Annotated in this window: 13 protein-coding genes and 1 pseudogene; 6 read left to right on the top strand and 8 right to left on the bottom strand. The window is 68.7% G+C overall.

Features of this window, described 5'->3' with window-relative positions; translation table 11 throughout:
• Window positions 1–38: 38 nt before the first annotated feature.
• On the bottom strand, window positions 39–1,262 hold the full coding sequence (locus tag PZB77_RS28240) for an FAD-dependent oxidoreductase (protein ID WP_275495457.1): 1,224 nt from the start codon (window positions 1,260–1,262) through the stop codon (window positions 39–41).
• Window positions 1,263–1,459: 197 nt separating this feature from the next.
• Between PZB77_RS28240 and PZB77_RS28245 the strand changes: the two genes are divergently transcribed.
• Together PZB77_RS28245 and PZB77_RS28250 are read left to right on the top strand one after the other, a co-directional pair.
• Complete coding sequence (locus PZB77_RS28245) at window positions 1,460–1,885, top strand: secondary thiamine-phosphate synthase enzyme YjbQ (RefSeq protein WP_275495458.1); 426 nt, start codon at window positions 1,460–1,462, stop codon at window positions 1,883–1,885.
• Between the two features lie 503 nt (window positions 1,886–2,388).
• On the top strand, window positions 2,389–3,228 hold the full coding sequence (locus tag PZB77_RS28250) for an IS5 family transposase (RefSeq protein WP_275495459.1): 840 nt from the start codon (window positions 2,389–2,391) through the stop codon (window positions 3,226–3,228).
• 75 nt (window positions 3,229–3,303) lie between these two features.
• Here the strand turns inward: PZB77_RS28250 and PZB77_RS28255 are convergent, their stop codons facing one another.
• The 5 genes from PZB77_RS28255 to PZB77_RS28275 all read right to left on the bottom strand — a co-directional run bounded on the left by PZB77_RS28255 (window position 3,304) and on the right by PZB77_RS28275 (window position 13,891).
• Complete coding sequence (locus tag PZB77_RS28255) at window positions 3,304–5,268, bottom strand: hypothetical protein (protein WP_275495460.1); 1,965 nt, start codon at window positions 5,266–5,268, stop codon at window positions 3,304–3,306.
• Between the two features lie 142 nt (window positions 5,269–5,410).
• Complete coding sequence (locus tag PZB77_RS28260) at window positions 5,411–6,691, bottom strand: TIGR02679 family protein (RefSeq protein ID WP_275495461.1); 1,281 nt, start codon at window positions 6,689–6,691, stop codon at window positions 5,411–5,413.
• The gene (locus PZB77_RS28265) at window positions 6,688–10,944 is read right to left on the bottom strand and encodes a TIGR02680 family protein (RefSeq protein WP_275495462.1); all 4,257 of its coding nucleotides are present in this window, start codon (window positions 10,942–10,944) and stop codon (window positions 6,688–6,690) included. Before PZB77_RS28265 ends, PZB77_RS28260 begins: the two co-directional genes overlap by 4 nt.
• Window positions 10,941–12,266: a TIGR02678 family protein gene (locus PZB77_RS28270; protein WP_275495463.1), complete on the bottom strand. Its 1,326-nt coding sequence runs from the start codon at window positions 12,264–12,266 to the stop codon at window positions 10,941–10,943. Before PZB77_RS28270 ends, PZB77_RS28265 begins: the two co-directional genes overlap by 4 nt.
• On the bottom strand, window positions 12,263–13,891 hold the full coding sequence (locus PZB77_RS28275; protein ID WP_275495464.1) for a TIGR02677 family protein: 1,629 nt from the start codon (window positions 13,889–13,891) through the stop codon (window positions 12,263–12,265). Before PZB77_RS28275 ends, PZB77_RS28270 begins: the two co-directional genes overlap by 4 nt.
• 679 nt (window positions 13,892–14,570) lie before the next feature.
• Here PZB77_RS28275 and PZB77_RS28280 point away from each other — a divergent pair.
• The 3 genes from PZB77_RS28280 (at window position 14,571) to PZB77_RS28290 (ending at window position 18,876) form a co-directional block, all read left to right on the top strand.
• Window positions 14,571–15,491, top strand: coding sequence for a hypothetical protein (locus PZB77_RS28280; protein WP_275495465.1), 921 nt, complete (start codon window positions 14,571–14,573; stop codon window positions 15,489–15,491).
• A gap of 581 nt (window positions 15,492–16,072) precedes the next feature.
• On the top strand, window positions 16,073–17,947 hold the full coding sequence (locus PZB77_RS28285) for a TerD family protein (RefSeq protein WP_275495466.1): 1,875 nt from the start codon (window positions 16,073–16,075) through the stop codon (window positions 17,945–17,947).
• 120 nt (window positions 17,948–18,067) lie between these two features.
• Window positions 18,068–18,876, top strand: a protein-coding gene (locus PZB77_RS28290; RefSeq protein WP_275495467.1) for an IS5 family transposase whose coding sequence is annotated in 2 segments (ribosomal slippage) — window positions 18,068–18,385 and window positions 18,388–18,876 — 807 coding nt in all. Because the reading frame shifts where the segments join, the coding sequence is not laid out codon by codon here.
• A gap of 50 nt (window positions 18,877–18,926) precedes the next feature.
• Here the strand turns inward: PZB77_RS28290 and PZB77_RS28295 are convergent.
• Window positions 18,927–19,250: a hypothetical protein gene (locus PZB77_RS28295; protein ID WP_275495468.1), complete on the bottom strand. Its 324-nt coding sequence runs from the start codon at window positions 19,248–19,250 to the stop codon at window positions 18,927–18,929.
• A gap of 123 nt (window positions 19,251–19,373) precedes the next feature.
• Between PZB77_RS28295 and PZB77_RS28300 the strand changes: the two genes are divergently transcribed.
• Window positions 19,374–19,655, top strand: coding sequence for a hypothetical protein (locus PZB77_RS28300; RefSeq protein ID WP_275495469.1), 282 nt, complete (start codon window positions 19,374–19,376; stop codon window positions 19,653–19,655).
• Between the two features lie 523 nt (window positions 19,656–20,178).
• Here the strand turns inward: PZB77_RS28300 and PZB77_RS28305 are convergent.
• A pseudogene (locus PZB77_RS28305) lies at window positions 20,179–20,304 on the bottom strand (transcriptional regulator); the annotation flags it as partial.
• Window positions 20,305–20,414: the final 110 nt, after the last annotated feature.

Consider the following 20,414-nt stretch of genomic DNA (forward strand, 5'->3'; position numbering starts at 1 on the left):
CGGCCGTCGACCCGCTGCCGCACGCTGCCCGCCCGAGATCAGGCCGGTACGCCCGCGGACGCGCGGCTCTCCGTGGAGCCTTCTGGGTGGCCTCCGGCGATGCGGACCTCCGTACCACCTTCCGTACCGCTCTCCGCACGGACGTCGGTACGGCCTCCGGGGTGGACCTCCGTACGGACCTCCCTACGGGTTTCCGCCAGCAGGCGCATGACCGAACGTGCGGCGGTGCGTCCGGCCCGGTTGGCGCCGATGGTGCTCGCGGAGGGGCCGTAGCCGACGAGGTGGACACGCCCGTCCCGCACCGCCCGCGTGTCCTCCACCCGGATTCCACCCCCGGGCTCCCGCAGTCTCAAGGGGGCCAGGTGATCCACGGCGGGCCGGAAACCGGTCGCCCAGAGGATCACGTCGGCGTCGATGCCGCCGCGCCGCCCGTCGTCCCAGGCCACCCCGGTCGGGGTGATGCGGTCGAACATCGGCAGCCGGTCGAGAATGCCGCGCGCCCGCGCGGCACGGATGGCGTCATTGAGGGGCAGCCCGGTCACACTCACCACACTGCGGGGCGCCTGCCCCCGGCGTACCCGTTCCTCCACCAGGGCGACGGCGGCGCGCCCCTCCTCGGCCCCGAACGGGCCCTCGCGGAAGACGGGCTCGCGCCGGGTCACCCAGTAGGTGGCCGCCGCGACGTCCGCGATCTCCATCAGGTGCTGGGTCCCGGAGGCGCCGCCCCCGACCACCAGCACCCGAAGCCCGGCGAACTCGGCCGGCCCGGGGTACGACACCGTGTGGAGCTGCCGTCCGAGGAACGTGTCCTGCCCCGGGTAGCGGGGCCAGAACGGCCGGTCCCAGGTACCGGTCGCGTTGATCACCGCCCGCGTGGCGTGCACCCCCTCCGACGTCTCGACCCGTAGCCGACCTCCGTCACCCTCCCGGACGGCGGTGACGTCGACCGGCCGGTGCACCCGGAGGCCGAAGCGTTGCTCGTAGGCGTCGAAGTAGGCGCCGATCACCTCGGAGGAGGGCAGGTCCGGGTCGGCGCCGGTCAGTTCCATGCCCGGCAGCGAGTGCATCCCGTGCACCTTGCCGTACGTCAGCGACGGCCACCGGAACTGCCAGGCACCTCCCGGCCGTGGGGCATGGTCGAGAACGACGAAGTCGTGATCCGGCTCCAGGCCGGCCCGTGCGAGGTGGTGCGCGGCGGAGAGTCCGGCCTGCCCGGCGCCGATCACCACCACGTCGATGTCCCGTACCTCAGATTCGTTCACGCTTCTACCAACCGCGGCGGCGCGGCTCGTCTTCCCTCGCCCTCCGCGACGGCGTCGCCCGCGGCACTCCTTTCCGGGCCTCGCCCTCCGCGACGGCGTCGCCCGCGGCACTCCTTTCCGGGCCACCCCCGGCCCTCAGCTCCGCCGCCGAGGCGCAGGAGCGCGCGTCCGGCCCGGCGGGACGGGAAGATGGCGGCATGGCTGATTCCTTCACCACACACGTCCTGCACCTCACCACCGGGTCCTCGGAGACGGTCACCGACCTGACCCACGACTGCGAGCAGTTCCTGTCCCGTGCCGCCGTCGGCCGTGACGGCCTGCTGAACGTCTTCGTCCCCCACGCGACAGCCGGAATCGCCGTCCTGGAGACCGGCGCCGGCAGCGACGACGATCTGCTGGCGACCCTGCACACCCTGCTTCCCGCCGACAACCGCTGGCAGCACCGCCACGGAACCCCGGGCCACGGCCGTGACCACGTCCTCCCCGCCCTCGTACCGCCCCACGCCACCCTGCCGGTCATCGCGGGCCGCCTGGAGCTGGGCACCTGGCAGTCGGTGTGCCTGGTGGACACGAATGTCGACAATGCGGAGCGTCGGGTGCGGTTGAGCTTCTTCGGTGGGTGACCCAATCTGGTTGCACGATAGGCGGGAACTCCGGCCGCACCAACCGGACCCTCGGATCGTGTGTCCGAACCTGTCACGCAGGCTTGTATAAGCCCTCGCCGTGCAATCGAAGCGCTGCTCCTCACACGCTTGTTCCGCCTCCCTGCTGCTCATTTTTTTGGGGAGGAGAGCTTCTGAAGATCGTCGATCGGTTGACCAGTAAACTTCGTCACCGGCTCCCTCACACTCGTTCGGTGCCGTGTCGTACGCGCGGTGGTCCCTAGAGGCGGTCGCTTCTCAGAGGGTGTTTACGCCTCTTTTAGTGCAACTTCATGTGTTATGCGAATCCGCTTTGATGAGATGGGTGCTTCTCGAGGTCGCGCTGGTGCGTGTGGGGTGCTGATGCCGTCGTCTCGCCCGCACTCCTCCTGTTTCATCCCACACGCGTCGTCGTGCACCGTTCGCTTCGCGCGCCTGTTGCATGCGCCTGGGCCGGATCCTCGGCCGGCCGGTATTCCAGAGTCATGACTGAGCGCCGTCGCTATCCAAGTGACCTCTCCGATGCCCGATGGGAGCTGGTCGAGCCGGTCCTGACTGCCTGGCGGTCCGAGCGCCGCGGCCGCGGCCTGGACATCGGCAGGCCACCGAATCATGACCTGCGCAGTCTTCTTGACGCGGTCCTCTACGCGAACCGCACCAGTATCCCGTGGCGCTATCTGCCGCACGACTACCCGCCCTGGAACACCGTGTACACCTACTTCGCCCGCTGGCAGGAAGAAGGCGTATTCGATCAGCTCAACAGCCTCCTCGGGCGCCAAGTCCGCAGGCAGGAAGGCCGGGGTGACGAACCGACCGCCTGCGTCATCGACTCCCAGAGCATCAAGACCTCCACCAACGTCCCCGCCATCGGGCAAGGCATCGACGCGGGCAAGAAGATCGTCGGCCGCAAGCGGAGCATCGCCATCGACACCGTCGGACTCCTCCTCGGAGTGCTGGTCACCGCGGCCAGCGTGCAGGACTCAGCCGCCGGCCGAACCCTCATCGAACGAGTCACCACCGAGCATCCCACCGTCCGCAAAGCCTGGGTCGACGGCGGCTACCGCCAGCACCTCGTCGAGCACGCCGCCACGCTCGGCATCGACATGCACATCGTCCGCCGCGACCCCACTACCAGGGGCTTTGCCGTTCTGCCCCGCCGCTGGACTGTCGAGCGCACCCTGGGATGGCTCATGAACCACCGACGCCTGGCCCGCGATTACGAAGCAAACCCACACCGCTCCGAAGCCATGATCCACCTCGCGATGATCAACCTCATGACCCGCAGACTCACCGCAGAATCCACCCCAACATGGCGCGACGCATGAACCATCTACAACCGCGCAACCCGGGATGAAACAACGGGACAAAACACCCTCTGAGGCTGATCGACACGGAGGCCGTCAGCGTCCTGGCGGAGGTGCCGGCCACGCGACTCCGTCGACCGCCGCGCCGAGGAGGTCGCCCAGCCGGTGCCAGGCGCCCGGGCCGGCGTGCGACATGGGGCTTGCTGCGAACCGCTGCCAAGCCGCGTCACTGTCGCCGAGCACCTCGGAGACGTAGGCCGCGACTGCAGGATGAGTGGTGTCATAGCGCGGGCCGCGTGCTTTGACTGCTGACCAGGCAGGCAGCAGCCGGAGCAGCTCCGGAGGGCACTCGGGCCGGCCCAGCATGATCTCGGCCCAGCTTCCGCGCAGTTCGGGACCACCGCCCAGGCGCCTGCGCAGGTGCAGGGTGAGGTCGAGCAGAGTCTGCTGCGGGGCGGAGTGGCGGGCCAGTACGTCGTCGAAGGCGAGGGACTTTCGGTAGGAGCGGGCGGCGAAGGAGAGCAGGGCCTCCTCGACGAGCGCGTCGTTCCCCGTGTGCCGGTCCAGGTACGCGACGAGAACGGCCTCGTCGGCGTCGGCAAGCTGTCTGAACCGGATGCTTTGAGGGTCGCCGAGGGAGGCCGTGCGTCGGCCCGGCAGGGCAGGGACGGGATCCGTGACGAGCGGCATGATGGTGGCCATCAGTTTCTCGGCCCGTTGGTTCTCTTCCCACCCGGAATGGTTGGAGGGGTAGCCGTATGCGCTGGACCGGGTAGCCAGAGACCGCCTGGTGTCCTCAACTACAAGACGCGCCCTCTGCCGCGTCTCCTCCGTGACTTCGGGGAGATGGACGAGGAGTGCGTGCAACCAGCCGAGGTCGCGCACGACCCGATAGCGCGAGGCGGGTTCCGGTTCCCAGACGTTCAGAGCAGAAAGGCAGATGGTTGCGAACCGCGTGGCGAGGGCGGCGACGAGCTCCTGGGACGCCAGCCATTCTCGGGGCCGGCCGTAACGCCGGGCCTCTCCGGGGTTGAGGAGGAACCGCCAGGTCTGGCTTCCTGCCCGCTCCACCCAGTCGACGGCGAGGCGGCAAAGAACGGTCTGGATGGACTCGGACTGCATCTCCTCGTCGAGGAATCGTTCCACGTAGTCGCGCTCGTCCTGGGACGCGGCCGCCAACGCGTCGGCGTAGCGCTCCCGAGCCTGCGTGGGCGTCAGCCCGTCCCGGCAGGACCGGGAAATCCGGGTGACGAGGACCGCACGCTGGAAGGACTCCAGGTTGTGTGCCGCGACTTCCTCCAACAAGGCTGGTTCTACGTGCCACGGTATGGATCCGATCAGGTGCTCACGCACCACGCGGTCGGCTGCGGGGTGCGTTGCGGACCATTCCAGCAGGCGGCGGTGATGTTCGGTCTGGACCCGTAGGACGCCTTCCCACATGCTTTCCCAGGCGTCGGATGCGGCGCGGTGACGCTCCATCCACGCGTCGACGTCTTCTTCGCCGTCAAGCTTGTCCGGCCCGAGCGGTAGGCAGTCGATGGCTGCGACGAACACGTCCTCGTGCAGGCCGTGTTCACCAAGAACGACCTGGGCGGGCGTCGGAACCTTTAGCAGCTCGGGGGTGATGGGCAGGCGCGATGTCGACCGCCGGCGGAGCTCAGCGACGACGGCGTGGATGAGTGCTGCGCCACCCTCTCTCCGGCCAAGGGCACCGAGTCGCGGCTCAGGGCACTTCTGCAGGACCTGCGCCCTGTATGCCTCCGGGCAGGCTTGGTGCGACAGAGCGACGCGGGTCAGGTCCACGCGCTCGGACGTCGTGTGCGGGCGCGGTTCGTGACTGAGATCGCTCTCCACTGCCATGGCCAACAGCCACTCGGGCGCGGACTTTGCGAGCGGTCCTGTAAGAAGGGACATGACCAGGCCGTCCCGATCCGTGCCCGGGGGCGCCGCGCGAATCGCCTCGACAGCCATGCGGGTAGGCGGGGAATCCTCGGACGCCCGCGCGATGACCGTACGCAGGAAGTCGTGAGGAAGAGACAGGCGTGGTTTGACCGCGGCCATCGGACTCCAATCGTCGGCACCACCCCGCGACGTGATCCTCTGGTCAGCGCCACCCGGGCACGGTGTCGTATCAGGTGTGAGCGTCAATGATGCCGAAGGGGACTGACAATCCAGGGGAGTTCGGCATGATGCTGACGTCGCACTACACCTGGCATGACAGGTCTGCCACCAACAGATCGAGGGTGGCCTCCTCGTGGAGCGCGACGCCGAGGGCGGTCATGGCGGGGGCGAGGTCTGGGTCCCAGTCTGCGTCGACCGGCCCGCCGTCGAGAGCCAGTTGAGGGATGGCCTCGGATTGACTGCGAGCGGCCAGGCGCTCGTAGTCCGCAGTGTCCATGCGCCATGGCAGTGCCTCGTAGCGGCGGATCACCCGGTTGGCCAGCGCGATCCCCGGCCAGTCGAAGTCGCCGTGGTACGCGAAGCGGCAACCCGTGGCGGCGAGGGCGTCGAGAAGCGTGAAGACCACGGTGGCGGCACTGCCGGAGGTGCACACGATGGGCCGGACGCAGGCGGCGTCAGCCGCGGCTTCCACAACACGCGGATTCTCACAGATGTGGATGAGCGTTGCGGCGGGGAGCTGCAGCCGGAAGTCACGGAGGTCGCGTGGTGTGACATGAACTTCGCAGTGATGGTCGGCCCGCTCCCGCAGAGCACGCTCCCGCCAGCCCTCGCCGACGGGTCGCAGCCCGTAGGTGAGCACCGTGCTGGAGACCTCGTCCGGCGTGACGGACACCAGCCGCCACAGAGCGCGTCGGCCGGCGGCGTCGTCGGGGAACTCGGTGCCATGGGCGAGGGCGACGCCGCGTTGGACGACGCGTGCGAGCCAGGTGCCGTCGTCAAGGCCGTGGGCGGAGCCGGTCGTCATGGCTGCGAGTTCTCCTCGGCCGCGCGTGCCGTTGCGTTCAGTGCCTTCGGGGCCGAGGAGAGCGGTGAGGACTTGGACCGCCTGCTGGAGTGTCCATATCGCCGCTTCAGGTGTCACTCCTTTCGGAACACCGGTACGGCGCAGCAGGTCGTACCACTGCTGAGGCCATTCCTGGTCAGCGAGCGGGGAGGCGTCCAGTGACGAAGAAAGGGACGACCACACCCGCTCCCGCCGCGCCGCCACGTCCGCGCGGGCGGCACGGCGGTCGGTGAGTGGCGGTCCGAGTTCTTCCAGAGTCCGTCTGAGTCCGAGTCCGACGGCTGAAGCGCGTAGCCGTGCGTCGAGCACGTCGAGCCGTATGGTCGCAGCGGCACCTGTGAGGGGTTTGCCCAGTAGGAGGGACAGATCGTTGCGTTCCTGGGCGTTCATCGCGGTCAGCCGGAGCGAACCCGTGGCCTGTACGCCGTTGCTCTCCAGGCGTTTACGTGCTCCCTGCCACAGCCGGACGAGTCCGGGTCCCTTCAGCCAGTCGCGCGTTGCGGCGGGCAGCCCGCTCATACGGACACCAGACGCCGGTGCCGACCGTTCCAGGCGTAGTGCAGGGTGCCCACCCCGCGTACGTGGGGATCACGAAGGCACTCGTAGATGTGCAGGGACGGAACCTCGGGCCAGTTGCCCATGAGCCGCTCGCTGGTGAGGACGAAGTCGAGATCGAGGTCGACGAGGATACGGCCCAGTCGGCCGTGGGTGGGTTCATCGACCTTGGCGAAGGCGTCGTCCAGGAGGATCAGGCGTGGTGCGTGAGGTGCCGATTCGGCGAGGCTGCTGAAGTGGGCGGCTGCTGCGGCGAAGAGCACGAGGTAGGAAAGCACGCGTTGTTCGCCCTGGCTGAGCCCCGTCCGGCCGGTCAGTTTCCTACGGCGGCCTGGGGCCGCGTCCTCGACCACGAAAGTGTGGAAGCGGAACCAGTCGCGGTAGTCCAGCGCGGTCCGCAGATGGGCGGCGTAACCGGCCGATGGGTCGGCACGACGGGCGTCCTCGATCCGGCGTTGCAGCACCTCGCGCAGCTGCTCGGTCTGCTCGCGCGTCCTGAGGCTCGACGGACTGCGCAGCAGCTCGACGGCCGCGCGTACATCCGCGTCCACATCCTCGTCTAGCTTCCACAGCAGCTCGACGCCGAGGCCGTGGGAGGTGCGCACGGTCCGCAAGGTGTCGTTGAGAGCCGCGACCAGGTTCGCAGCGGTGATGACCTGCGCCGAGAGGTGGTCGCCTAGCTCGCCGGTCAGGAACCGCTGGAAGACCTCACGTTCGCGCTCGGTGAGCCGCCCTCGGGCCTCCGTGGCCTGAACCGCGATCCGCTCGCCCACAGCCGCGACGTCATGAGACCCGTGGTCGTCGACCAGCCGACACACTTTGATCCCGTGGCGCTCCTCCAGCTGCGCATCGAACCCACCGGCCAGTTGATCTCGAAGATCGGTGTGCCGGTTGAGCAGGGTGCTGTCCGACACCTCGCCCTTCGGGCGGCCGAGGGCTTGCTCCACGGCGTCGGCGAGGGCCCGCAGCGCTCGCAGACGGCTGCGCACGTCCGCGCCGGGATCGTCCGACACGTACTCGGGCAGCGAGGACCGGTCGAGGCCGGCGCCGAGCACCACCTCCGGTCGGCCGAGAGCAGTGCGAAGAGCGCTGCCGGTGTCGATGACCGTCGTTTCCTGGTTCGCCAGGGTTCCGCGCAGGCGCTTCTCGTCCTCTTCCGCGCGCACGCGCTGGTCGTGGAGGTCGTCGCGGGCTTTCTGCGCCCCGGGCAGGGCGCGGTCGGCGTTCGCGATGCGCTGTTTGGCCTCCTGCTCGCGGGAGAGGATCTCTTCCTCGGACGATCCGATGGCCTTTTCGCGGGTACGCAGGTCCTGCTCAGCGGTGCGCAGTCCGGCGAGGTGGAGCCGGTAGCTCTCGTCCGCGGCCAGGCGATCCCCTTGGGCTCGTCCGTACCGGTCGGCATCGGCCTGGTTGGTACCGAGCCGCCCACCAGTGCCGCTGACGGCCCTGCGCAGATGCCCGATACCGCCGAGCAGGCCGGTCAGTGCGGTGCGCACACTGTCTAGGGTGGCCGGGTCGCCGGGCAGGTCGTGGGCGGTCGCAGTGGAATCCGCCTCGGTCCGTGCCGATACCGCGAGAGCGCGTGTCTCCTCGGCCAGCCGCGCCGCGCGGGTCGCCTTGGCGGTCAGGCCGCGCAGGGTCCGTTCTGCTGACTCGGTTCTGCTCCATGCGTCCGCGAGATTCCGTGCCCTGGGGAAATCCCGTTCTGCGAGCGTGAGAGCCCGACGCGTGGCATCGGCTACGGCGAGCGCTTCGCGAACGTCGGCCAGCCGCTGTTCCGTCTGCGTGGTTCGTTCCTCCAACTCGGCGAGGATGCGACGCCGAGTCTCGGCCCGTACGGCGGCCCCAACGTACTCGGTGTCGCCCTTATCGTAGCGACCGGTGAGTACGCCCAGACGCCAACTGCCGTCGAAAAATACCTCATTGTGTGCGGAAGTCTCTTGTGTCGATGCGAGTGCAATGCTGGCCAGCAGACCCTCAACCTGCTCGGTTGTGATGCCGCAACCCGGCTCAGGGGCTGGGCGCAAGGCCGAGGCGAGAGTCGGTCCGTCGGACAGCACGGGACCTTGCTGGAGAAGGGTGTCGCGGGTGCGTGAATCGAGCAGGACGCCGTCCGCACTCACCCACGCGTCCAGGATTCCACTCGCCTCCAGCGCCCCTTCCAGACCAGCTCGGTCGGTCGGCGCCAGCTCGTCCACGAAGTCCACGAGCCGGTAGAAAGGTGCTCCACTGCCCGGCTTCCTCGCGGCAGCACGATGGTGTGGGGCCGGCGGCTCGGGGTCGGTACGCCGCTCCCAGTCCCGCTTCTGCTCCGCCAGACGGTCGAGTTCCTCACCGAGTCGACCGACGTCGAGCGCCAATGTGTCCCGACATCCCGTGAGTTCCTCGCCGTACGGCTCCAACGCGGCCTGAGCGGTCCGCCACGCATGGCTGTCGATGTCGGGCGGCAGTGTGCGGTCTACGAACGGCGCGTCAGTAGAGGTCTCGTGGCCGACAGTGGCGTGGACGGCGTCCAGCGACGGCAGGTCGGGACGCAGTGCAGTCCGAGTGCGCACCGCCCACTCGGCGACTTGACGGGAGTAGGCGCCGCTCTGCTCGGCGACCTTCTGACGGCTGCCGTCGAGGTGGCCGACGGCCTCTTCCGCCTCGCCCTCTAGCCGTTCGCGCTCGGCATCGGCCTGAGCTGCCGCGCCCCGGGCCTCGTCCGCCCGTGCGATGAGGCGGGTTACCTCCTGCACCATCCGGGCCCGATTTCTCGCGACCGTCTCGGCGTCCTGCAACTGGTTCTGCCAGGACCGCAGTCCTTCCTGAGCCGTGACCGTGTCCACGCGGGCCGCCGACCGGTGCCGTACGGCGCGCGTCTCCCCGTCCGGAGTCGTCAACGCGGTTTCGGTGGCCTGGGCGAGAACCGTTCGCGGCAGGGCCACCGCCTCGCCGAGATGGCCGGTGGGAAGCCCGGCCTTTTCCGCCTGCGTCAGCAGCTCCCGATGTTCGCTTCCCAGCTCGGCCAGTCGGCTTCCGAGGTGTTCGACGCCTTCGGCCAGTCGCTCGGCCGAACCCTCCTCCGTATCGTGCGCGTTGCTCAAGGTCATGAACGCAGCCGCGGCGGCGGTGTGCAGCGCCTCCACCGTGCTGCGGCGCTCCGATAGTTCGCGCAGGCTGCGGTAGGCGTGACTGGCGTGCAGGGCGGCCAGGTCGGTCCGGGCGTTCTGCTCTTCGTCGCGCAGGGTCTCCAGTCGGCCCTCCGACTCCTCCTCCTGCGTCCTCAGGTCGCTCGTCCGCTGTGCGGCGTCTCCGGCCGCCCGGCGCCGCTGTGCGAGGACGCCCAGCTCGTGGCTCACGCTCTGGGCGGAAGCGCGCAGGACCCCGGCCAGGTACCCGCGGTAACTGGTGAGAAACGTGCGCAAGGCCGCGTCGGTGCGTTCAAGGCGGCCGAGTTCGTCCCGTACGGCGTCGAGGTCGTGGAGGTTGCGCGCTACCTTCTCGACCACGTCCTCGTCGAGCCCTGGCAGGGTCTCGCTCAGCAGGGAGACCAGACCCCCGTGTTCGATGCGGTCGCCGACTGTCGGGCGCCGCAGCCGGTGGAGGAGCTGTGTGAGGTTGCGGTAACGCGTCGCGTCGGTGATGCCGAACAGTTCCCGGGCCACTCGTGAGCGGTGCTGGACCGCACGGTCGGTCGTGTTGTCGGAGCCGACGATCTCCTTGAGCCGGTCGACCGGTAGCGGCTTGCCCGCCTCGACCAGATGCAGGTCCTCACCGATCCGCAGCGGGGTGACGAAGAACGTCGGCAGCGCCTTCTGCGTCGACTTCGAGGCGCGGATGGCGGCGCCGAGCGTCAGGTGGCGGTGACCGCCGTCGTCGGCTGTGCCCCGGAACTCCACCCACAGATACCCGAGACGGTTGGTCTGCTCGAACCCGTCCAGCATCAGCCACGCGAGCGTGGTGCGGCCGGTGCCTGTCGCGTCCAGTGCCCGGGAGTCGCCGTCCAGAAGGTACGGAAGCAGCATCTCCAGGGCCTTGGACTTGCCCGCACCGTTCTTGCCACGCAGCAGCAGCCGTCCGTCGCCGAAGGAGAACTCCTGCTCGTCGTACTGCCAGACGTTCTGGATGCCCGCCCGGTGCAGCCGGAAGCGGGTGCCGCCGTCTCTTGTGGGGCTGACGGTTGTCGCAGCTCCGGAACGCGGCAGCGGAACGAGGCCACGCGCGTCGGTGGTCATAGCGGCAACTCCTCCTGAACGTCTGTGTCCTTGCCGACTGCGGTGGCCGGGCGCACCATGACTTGGGTGGCGTAGCGAGCCGCTGCAGCCAGCAGCAACCAGCCGTCGCCGCCGGGCCGTGCACCATGGACATCGGTCACCGTGCGTCCTTCCGATGCCTCTTCGACGTACCCCTCCGGCAGTCCTTCGCCCTCGGCGCGCAGCTGGCCCGCGCGGGCCATCAGCCGCATGCGGACCAGCAGGTCCAGTACGGCCTCTCGCAGGGAGGGAAGGTCTTCCAGGTAGCCGCGTTGCCAGTTGCTGCGTTGCCCGTACTCGGTGATGAGCTCGGCGAGGACCTCGTCCACCAGGCCGTCCGGGACGGCCACCCCGATGATGAGTGTCCCGCCGGTCGCCGGATGCCCCGGTTCCTCCGGCCGAAGGCGTTCCACGAGCCGTTCCGCCAGCAGCAGCGCGGCCTGTGCGACGGTCCCCGTGCCCGGCAGGTGCAGATCCGTGAGTTCTTCCTCGGGGTCCACCAGCGCCACGCCCTCGGCACGGATCTCCATCTCCAGACCAAGGAGTTCGGAGAAAGCCTGGGCCTCCCGGCGCTGCCGGGTGCGCAGCCAGTCACGCTCGGCGTCAGTGAGCTCGTCGAGGTGGACGACGGGTGTCTCGACGAGCATCCGGCGCACATAGGTGCGTGGTCCGCCGAAGCCCGGATCCGCTGCCCGCCGGACCAGGTCGGCGCCGTTCCGAGCCTGGGAGAGCGGGCCGGCGACGACCACGCGTGCCAGCTCCCGGTCTATCGTGATCAGGGCTTCTCCGCCCGCCTCCTGCGCAAGTGCGGCCACCTGGCCCTCGGTCTCGATGAGCACGCCCCAGTCGACGAGCTGGCGCAGAGCCGCGACCAGGGTCCGCTTCCCAGCCGCCCGGCCCGTTCCCTCCAGCTCGATCCCGGCGTCGGCCGAGGCGGCCCTGATGTCGGCGACCAGGTGGGACAGCAGCATCTGCTCTGGCGCAGTCACCAGCACGGACAAGGCCAGCGCGAGGCAGGCGTACGTCTGTGGGGTGAACGGGGTGCCGGTGGAGCGCTCCAACCGATGACCCGAACCCGCCCCCAGCCCCGCCTTGAACAGCCGGGCGTAGGAGCTGTCGACCAGCAGGCGGTAGCCAAGCACCTGCTGGAACCGTTTGCCCAGCCAGTCGGCGTGCCGGCGGATCAGCGGGAAGAGGTCGGCGTGGGGGCCGTCCGACGCGACCAGCGGGTGAGCGAGCAGCAAGCGGGCAGCGGTGCGGCGCTCGGCTGCCAGGGCTACGTCGTGAGTCGAGGGGAGGGTCATGACACGCTCGCCTCCGCTTCGCCGTCGACCGCGGCGGAGGTGCGGCCGATGTCCAGCTCCAGGTCGTCCAGCAGCAGGTCGCCGTCGGCCGAGTACAGCATCGTTTGCGTGCCTGCCGTCCGGCGCACGGTGAAGCGGATACGCAGTTCGGCGTCTTCACTGCTGGCCGACGCGAGGTCGAACCCCGCCGTCCTCTCCCTGTCCGTGCTGACGGGCCTTCTGAGCTGTGCGTTTCCGAGCGCTGTGGCCAGCAGCTCCAGAAGCAGCCCGAGCGCCGCCGAGGTGAGTCGTACGTCGGCGAACCGGCCGGACGCACTGCGCAGTTCGTCGGCTGCCGCTGTTCTGGCCGCTGCCCGCTGACGGGCTGCCTCCCTCAGCAGCCGCTTCTGCGCGGAGTGGTCCTCTACCGCTGAGGCCCGCCCCCGCTGGGCCCGGCTGCCTCGCTCGCGCAGGGCCACCGGTACCTCGACCACCGGACCGGTCCACCAGCTCGTGTAGGCGGGCACCACCTCGTCGGTGGCCGGAGGTATGCCCAGATGGCGGGCGCCGTACAGCCCGAATGCGGCGACGGCGATGTCGTGTGCGTCCCGCGGAGCCGCTTCGTCGAACCAGCGGGCCAGCCGCAGCAGATCCTTGCGCCGGGACATCTCCCCGGTGGCTGACCGCAGCATTCGCTTGGCGTTGGCGAGCAGCGACTGCAACGCGCGCAGGGTGGCGTCGCGTAGCTGGTCGACCTGGCTGCCCTGGCCGTCGGTGTTGCAGAACCAGCCGCGCAGGCCCTCCCAGTCCGCGAATTCGCGGCCGCGGCTGCGCTGGATCCGGATGTCAGGGCGGCTTTCGCTCTGCGCCTGCGTCGAGATCCCGTTGAGTCCCTGGGCGTGGGAGTCCAGCCGGTCCAGCAGAGCCGGGATGTACGGCCACAGCGTGTCCAACGCCGCCGAAATCCGGGGTGCTCGGAACGCCACGTCCTCCGTGATCGCCTCGACGTAGTCCAGGAGCAGTTCCTTGAAGCCCTGGTACTCGGCGCTGTCCAGGTCGTAGCGGGACAGCACCTGGCCGAGGTAGGCGTAGAAGTCGCGTATGGAGTCCGCGAACTCGGTGAACTGCACGAACAGCGTGCTGATTCGCTCCAGTCCGTCCTGCGGCTCGACGCCGCCCGGCGCGGTCACGAGGTCGGCCAGCTCCCGTAGTCCGCGCTCGACCAGGGCCAGCAGTTCGTTGCTGACCTCGCGGGCGGCGTCGGCCTCGGTCAGCACCCCGTCGGCGTCCCGCTGGATACGTTCGCCCAGTTTCGACAGCTGGTAGCGCGAGCGGGAACGCTGGTACTCGCTGATGCTGGATGCGTTCACCGTGTGGCTGCTGCGCAGCAGGTTTCCCCAGGCCACCAGCTGTTCCAGCCGGACTGTGAGGGTATCGGCGTCGAGCCCCGCGGCGAAAGTTCCGGCCTGGCGCAGTTTCACCATGATTTCCGGGACGGCGAGATCCGCCAGCAGCGTTCCGCAGAAGACCCGCATGATCGCGACGTGCTCCAGCCGCTCGGGCGCGCTGAGGTACGTGTACGCGTTTAGCCGCCGCCGTGCCTCCTCGTCGGAGTCCTGGCCCGGACCGGATTCTGATGCCCCCATGCCGGTGAGGTTACGCGGAGCAGCCGGGCGCCGTCGTTGGGTGGCCGAAAATGCCGCAGACGTGTGCCAGGCTTGAGCTGTCTCGAAGTCGCAGGATCTCGTTCTCCTGCTCCAGCAGTTTGATCCGCCGCCGTGCTTCCTGAAGTTCCGTATTCTCCTGACTGGCCGTCCCGGGCTTGGTCCCGTCGTCGATGTCCCTCCGACGCATCCACTTCCAAAGCGTCATCGGGTGGACTCCAAAGGTAGTGGACACCCGTTCGACCGTCAGGCCTGCGCCGCGGTTCCTTGCGACCCGCACGACGGTCTTGGAGGAGCTCCTCCGGATGAGGCTTGGACACAGCGAAATCCGTCCCACCCGCCCCACACGGCAAACCAGTTCGGATGTCACTCGATTCGTGTGACAGACCCGCTGCATATCCGCTTGCGAAGCGCAGGGTATGCGCTAACCTTCGGGCAGGAATGGAGCCTGGGATGGTACCTGGGCCACCTCCGATCGTCTTGAGGTACGGAGCGTCGGAAAGCGCCCTCGCCACCACCTCCTTCCCGCTTCCTGCGCACCTGTTCTGTCCGGCCGTCGTGTGCCGGACGGCCGAAAGGCGTTTCCTTGACCGTCTACTCTCAGCATGCCACTCGTGGAAAGACTCAAATCCTGGCGACCTACCAAGGTCCGGACGGCGTAGTGTCCAAGACCGTGACAAGTCTTGCCGAGCCTTACCTTGCGGTTCCGGTCGTCGACGCCCTCAACAGGATCTCCGCCTTCGCTACCGTCCCTGTCAGCATCCACGACCGCCGGGAACGGCGTGTGGGCTACTACCCGCGCACGCACCTCGCCTCCCTGACCGATCCTGCCGCCCGCCCCAACCTTTTCGGCGGCGCCCACAGTCTCTGGTACGAGTACGTATGCCTGCGGCTTCACCAGGCGCTGGCCGACCTGGAAAGTGCCGTGGCAGTTCTCCCCGGCACGGTTAGCAGGGCGATCCAATCCGAACTGGATGAAGAGAAGCACGGGTTGCAGACAGGACTCGCAGAGTTCTCGGGAGCTTCCACCGAGGACGAGCCGGAGACCGAGCGCTGCTGGGAGTTCAGGCACCCCTTCGTGAAGTACGACGACGGGCTGGACACGCTGAGCGACGAGACGCGCGAGCAGCTCGACCGACGCGAGTCGGGATTCACCTCGGAGGAACGGGAGAAGGCGGTCGCTGCCCTCCGGGTGCTGGTCACCGCGCACGCCCAGGGCGGCGACGTGGGGGCTTCACTCGACGACCCCAGCTGTCGCCTCTTCGTGGAGCCGTACGACTCCGACGGCTTCTACCTGACGATCGAAGCGCCGGAGCCAGGCGACGACGAGACTTCGTGGGAGATCGAGGTCGGCCGATGGGTGCCGGACGATCCCGAGGAGGAGGCCGGGAACCACACCAGGGCGACAGGCCACGACATGGTCGGCTGTGCCCTTCCGGTCGCGCCGACCGTCGAGGAGATCGCTCATCTGCTGAAGTCCGTGGACGAGAAGCCGCTGCTACTCGCCGAGTGGGCTGAGTCGCGCGTGGGAGCGGTCCTCGCAGGGACGACGATGGTGGTGACCGAACGCTACGTCTCGTGATCGAGTCGGCAAGGAAGGCGTGATGCTGACGTGGCGGAGACTGGGCGCGGCTCGCCACGCATGCCGAGTGGATGCTGCAGCCGTGGTGGTCACCTCGCGAGGTGACCACCACGGCTGGGCAGGCGTGCGTTGGGATCCGGATAGGCTGGGGTTGCCTTAACGGAGTTTGGTGGACACGAACAGGAGCAACACCAACCGTCAGGTCAGGTTGTCGTTCCTGGGTGGCGTTGGCGAAGCCTGACTGTACGGGCCATGTCCGGCCGCACCAACTGCCCGGGGCCGTGGTGCGCAGCCACACCGGGCACTCACGCGCTCCCTGGCTCCGCCGCCGATGTGCGGTCGTGGTGCGGCCCCTATTCGACCCTGGTATCGCCCGGCTGACGAGCCACCCGCCCATCTCCCTCGCAGGCGAAGTGGGCCACTGTGCTCGGTAGTCCGACGGATGGCTGTTGCCCTGAGCGGTGGCGGAGCTTCTTGCGAGTCCCGCCGCAAGAGTGCGCTGTGCATGGAAAAATCCACCTGGCCGATTATGAGCGCGAGAGGGCTGTGTGCCGCTTGCCGCACCCGGAGGGGAGCCCGAGATGGCCCTGCTGTCAGCGAACCCGAAGTGGCCTACGTTGCCCGAGTATTTCTACGACTGGGCGTTGGTGGACGTGGAGACCTCCGGGCTGAGGCCCGGCCGGGACCGCGTCCTGTCCCTCGCGGTCGTCACGCTGGACGGACACGGTCGACGGACCGGCGAGTTCTCCACGCTCCTCGATCCGGGCTGCGACCCGGGGCCTGTGCATGTTCATGGGCTCACCCGTGCGCGCCTGGCAGGCGCCCCCACCTTCGAACAGATCGCGCCGCAGGTCGGTGCGCTGCTGGGCGGTCGCGTCCTGGTCGCCCACAACGCGCAGTTCGACTACGACTTCCTGGCCCACGAGTTCGCCCGCGTCCGCTCGTGGGTGCCCGTGAGCAAACGTCTGTGCACGCTGGCTCTCAACAGGCTGATCGCGCCCGCGACGCCGAATCTCAAGCTGGGGACGCTTGCCGCGCACTACGGCGTGCGTCAGGAGCGGGCCCACGACGCGCAGGATGACGTCCGGGTGCTTGCTGGGATTCTGCACGGCTCGCTGGACGCGGCGGGACGTCTGGGCCTGGACCTTCCGCTCCTGGCCTGCCCGCCACGCCAGGACTACAAGCCCTTCGTTCCGAAGGCCCCCTGCGCGTACCGGAACCCCGGCCGGTTCCATGCAGGGAACTGTCTGGTACAGGGGATGAAGGTCGCTGTCACCGGCGAAACCCTGGTGTCCCGCGAGGAACTGATAGCCCGCTCGGTGGCGGCCGGCCTCAACATGATGACTTCGGTCAGCGGACAGACCAGCCTCCTGGTCAGCAATGATCCTGGCGGCGGGACCGCCAAACTACGCCGGGCCATTGCCGAAGGCGTGCCCCTGGTGGACGAGCAGACCTATCTGCGGCTGCTGGACGAGGTGCGGCCCGGCCAGGCCAAGGGCGCGGCCCAAGCCGGAGTCGCCGGCCGATGCCGCGCCGCAGAGACGCCGGGGGACGCGGCGGCCGTGCCCCGCACGCCTACGCCCGAATTGCCCGCGCAGCGCACCACGGCACCCGTCACACGCACCGGTCCTGCCAGGGCGGACCGGGTACTTGCCGGACGCCGGGTACTGGTGCTGGGTGGCACCCACGAGGAAGCCGGAGCGGCGCGTGTCCGTGTCGTCGAGCTCGGCGCCTCCGCAGCGGTCAACCTCTCGGCGAAAGTCACCGACATCGTGTTGCTCCCCGGCGGGGAATCGGACCGGCGCGTGAGCCGCATTACCTCGCTCGGCCTGCCCGTCCACGACGCCGATTGGCTCCTCGCGCCCACTTCGGCCCCTGCCCCCGAACCCGGTTTCGTGCAGCAGGACCCGGCCGCGGGCTCGCGGGACACGGCAGAAGTTCTGGTCCGCGGTGCGGTCGTCGACCTGCCCGAGGCCGGAGCGATGTGGACGGTTGCGGCCACATGGGGGCAGCTCACCGCATGCGACGTCGATGTCGTCGCCTTCCGGCTGGACGCGCAGGAGCAGGTCGCGGGAGATGAAGACTTCGTCTTTTACGGAGCGCCCGGACACCCCGACGGCACGGTACGGCTCGCCATGGACGGCCCGACGGAACAGGCCATCAGCGTTGACCTCGAGCGGCTGCCCCTGGAGGTGTCCAGGGTCGTGGTGGCGGCGGCGATCGACGGCGACGCCACATTCTCCGACGTCGGCGCGGTGGAGGTCGTCGCCACCTGCGGGATCGGCGAGGCTCCGACCGCCCGTGCCACCCTCGATGCCGCTACCACCGAGCGCACTATGATCCTCGCCGAGATCTACCGCCGGGGCGAGGGGTGGCGGCTGCGCGCGGTCGGGCAGGGATACGACCACGCTCTCGCCGACCTCGCCCGGTCCTACGGAGTCGACGTCGCCGAATGACTCCACGGCAGGACCAGAATTGATGGGATCGACAGAGTGTCCTAAGAGCTCGTAACACAATTTTGTGAATGATGGCTGGTAGGGCGATACCGGTGTGATGATTCGGCCGTTCGTGAGGGTGTGGGTACTCGACCGTGGATCGTGGACGATGAGTTGTGGGCTCTGGTCGAGCCGTTGCTGCCGCCGGGGCCGGAGCGGTCTCCGGGGCCGAGGCCGGTGTCGGATCGGCTCTGCCTCCAGGGCATCCTGTTCGTCCTTCACAACGACATAGCCTGGCAACTCCTGCCGCTGGAGCTGGGGTTCGGTTCAGGGCAGACCTGCTGGCGTCGTCTGGACCGGTGGCAGAAGGCCGGGGTCTTCGACACGCTGCACCGGGTTCTGCTCGCGGAGCTGAACGCGGCCGGTGTGCTCGACTGGTCGCGGGCGTGCGTGGATGGTTCCCACATCCGCGCGAAAAAGAGGGCGCCGACACCGGCCCGTCGCCGGTCGACCGGCGGAAAACGGGCAGCAAACACCACTTGATCTGCGACGGACGCGGCACCCCACTCAAGGTGATCACGACTGCGGCGAACGTCAACGACGTCACCCAAACCCTGGCCCTGGTCGATGGCATTCCACCCGTGGCAGGCCGCCCTGGCCGGCCCCGCCGACGACCAGAAGCCCTCCTTGGGGACAAGGGCTACGACTCCAACCCCAACCGCGACGAGCTGCGTCGCCGACGGATCCTGCCCGTCATCTCACGCAAAGGATCACCGAACATCAAGGGCCGGGGCAAGCTCCGCTACGTCGTCGAGCAGACCTTCGCTCTGCTCCACCAATTCAAACGTCTCGCCGTCCGCTGGGAACGCCGCACCGAACTCCACGACGCCTTCGTCTCCCTGGCCTGCGGCCTCATCTGCTGGAGACGTCTCAGGAAGGCCCGCTCCTGATCGCACTCCGAGTGATCACGGGCAGTGCAGCGTCTTGAGAGATTCGGGGGTTACTGGTGCGGGGCGTGCCTGGTTCCGGTCGGCTCTGTCGTGTCTCCCTCGGCTGCGGTGAGGCGGAGTCGTCCCTCGGCTCCTGCTTTGACGACCTTGACCAGCAGCGTGCTCGCGTCGTCGAAGCGCAGGGTGAAGTGCGGATCGAGCTGCATCAGGAAGTCAAGGTTCTCCTTGTCCTCCGTGGTCAGAGAAGATTCGAGGGTTGCCTTGGACGACCAGGTGTCTTCAGCGGTACGGACCACCTGCACACCAAACCTGCCCAGGCACGTCGATCGGTTGGCCCACCACTCAAGCATCACGGTGCCCTCGTAGCTGTCCATGGTTCAAGTATCGCGAGCGAGCAGGCAGCCGTGTGTCAGCGATGCAGCATCTGAGGCCACAAGATCGTGTTACGAGCTCTTAACGAGTGGTTGTGACGGGCGCCCTGCTGGGACCATGCCCTGGTGAACTCAGGACTCCCCGCCGGGTGGACGATCGAGCGCGTGCGCGCTCTTTCCGGAGACCCCAGCGCTGCCCCGCTCTCCTTCGATCGACTCGTAGTCGTCGAGACAACCGGCCAGGACGACTACAAACCGCTCCGGCCCAATGTGATTCTTGCGTTCCACGAGTTGTGCCTCGTGATGCACGACGACGAGTGGTTCATGGGGCTGCTCGACGACGACGGCTCGGTGATCTGCTGGGCCTCCTACGGATCCGACCTGGCCGAGGCCATCCGCAGCCTCTGAGCGACACCTCGCACCTTCAGCCACGTTCGCAACACGCCCTAGGGCGACGATGTACGTGGCCCGGGTGACGGCGGTGTCCCAAGAAGCCGGACGCGCCGTCACCGTAGGAGTGATGTCCGGCCCCACCAAGCGCGCACCTGCACGGCCGGGGAACTTGCCCTTCCCCTCCGGGACCCCCATGATCCTGGCCCGCCCTCCACGGCTGCGCGGGGCATCCGAAGCGCCCTGGCCACCAGCGGCTCCGGACGGGCGTTGCGGGATCTCTTCGCCGCCGGGATGAACTACGGACGCGCCTGCGCCCGCGGCAGCGGTTCCAGCAGCCGTTGACGACGGTGATCCGCCTCCCCGGGCAGATACGGCGCTCTTGTGTTCGTCGCGTCGCCGCTCTGGCATCCGGCGTCGTCGTGCGAGCGGCGAGCGGCCTCGGCCGCGCAGGCCTTCGGACGAGGGCGAGCGCCGCGCTGCACGGCCGGCCACTTTCCCGAACGCTGCCCGGTGGCAGAGTGTCAGAGACCCCTCCGAGGTTGCCGCGTTCCAGGCGCGTGCAGTACGCGACGCTCACGCCGGCGAGCGTCGCGATCTCGCCCCTGCGCAATCCGGGCACCCGCCGTTGGCCGTGCACCGGCAGCCCCGCCGACTCGGGTGGGATCCGGGCCTGTCGCGCGGCCTGCCCAGCGCGCGATGGTGCACGTCCCGGCCGTGCTGCGAACTCGGCACCCTAAGGAGCCGCCGGCCCGGCGGTGGTGGCCGGGTCGGCGG

Origin of the sequence: Streptomyces sp. AM 2-1-1 (assembly GCF_029167645.1) — a bacterium.
In the GTDB taxonomy this organism is placed as follows: Bacteria; Actinomycetota; Actinomycetes; order Streptomycetales; family Streptomycetaceae; genus Streptomyces.